Source organism: Pseudomonas sp. P5_A2_2 (assembly GCF_054177685.1).
On record NZ_JBGCUL010001284.1, the window covers coordinates 1 to 1,110 of the forward strand.

Here is a 1,110-nt window from a genome sequence, read left to right on the forward strand (position 1 = left end):
GTGCACACCCTGCGTAACCTCGGCCTGCAATGCCATACGGCCCGCAGCGCCAAGGAAGCCATCGACTGCCTGCTGGACCTGCAAGGCACCGCGCAACAGATCAACCTGATCGTCTCGGACATCGAAATGTCGGAGATGGACGGCTACGCCTTCACCCGCACCCTGCGGGAAACTCCGGATTTCGCGCATCTTTATGTACTGCTGCACACCTCGCTGGACAGTGCGATGAATGCAGAGAAAGCACGAGTGGCGGGAGCAAATGCGGTGCTGACCAAGTTTTCATCGCCGGAACTGACCCAGTGTCTGATCACCGCGGCCAAGGCTGTCGCCGAACAAGGTTATTGAGTGTTGACCGAAGATTACTGCTGGCTGATGCGACGCGACCTCTCTGTCGTCATACCGCCTCCCGATTGGCCGGTCGGCCTGCAACTGAGTGAATACCGCCCCGAACTGGGCGCCGCCGTGCACCGCCTGATGGAGCTCGGTTATCTCGACGGCGGTGGGCGCGTAGCCGCACTGGACATGTGGCAACGGCAGTTCGAAACCGATCCGGAATATGACCCGGCCCTGTGCCTCATTGCCCAGGATGCCGAAGGTGTGGTGGGTGTGTGTCAATGCTGGACCAGTGCCTACATCAAGAACCTGGTGGTGCATCCGCGGTTTCAAGGCCGGGGATTGGGGCGTGCGCTGCTATTGCAGGCGTTCAAGGTGTTCCAGCAGCGGCGTGAAAGTTTCGTGGACCTGAAGGTACGTGAAGACAACCTTCGGGCGCGGCGCTTGTATGAAAGCGTCGGGATGCGCGCAGTCCGCCGGGAGCCGGTTCCGCTCTGATACGACGCCATCGCGAGCAAGCTCGCTCCCACAGGTTACCCGTCGTACACAAAATCCGTGGCCACACTCGACCACTGTGGGAGCGAGCTTGCTCGCGATGGGGCCTGCACATCCACTTCAAAACCTTGAGGCATACTCACCCTTCGGCCACAGCACCAAGGATGCCTGAACCATGAAAGTAGCAACCCTGACTATTCTCTGCCTCACCGCCCTCGCCACCCAAGCCCACGCCTCCAGCCCCGACGCCTGGGCAACCTACGACAAAGCCGTACTCGCCAG

General features: G+C 60.7%; 2 protein-coding genes. Both read left to right on the plus strand.

The window, feature by feature from the left end:
* The coding region (locus tag ACXRVY_RS30820) for a response regulator (RefSeq protein ID WP_458239182.1) at positions 1-345 on the plus strand (345 nt) is incomplete at its 5' end.
* A 27-nt stretch (positions 346-372) separates the two neighbouring features.
* Positions 373-831 carry a GNAT family N-acetyltransferase gene (locus ACXRVY_RS30825; protein ID WP_223460322.1) on the plus strand — a complete coding sequence of 153 codons (459 nt, stop codon included), beginning with the start codon at positions 373-375 and terminating at the stop codon, positions 829-831.
* The last annotated feature ends 279 nt before the right edge of the window (positions 832-1,110 follow it).

Coding starts and splice junctions, on each gene's coding strand:
- ACXRVY_RS30825 (WP_223460322.1), top strand. CDS start 373: ATGCGACGCGACCTCTCTGTCGTCATACCGCCTCCCGATTGGCCGGTC.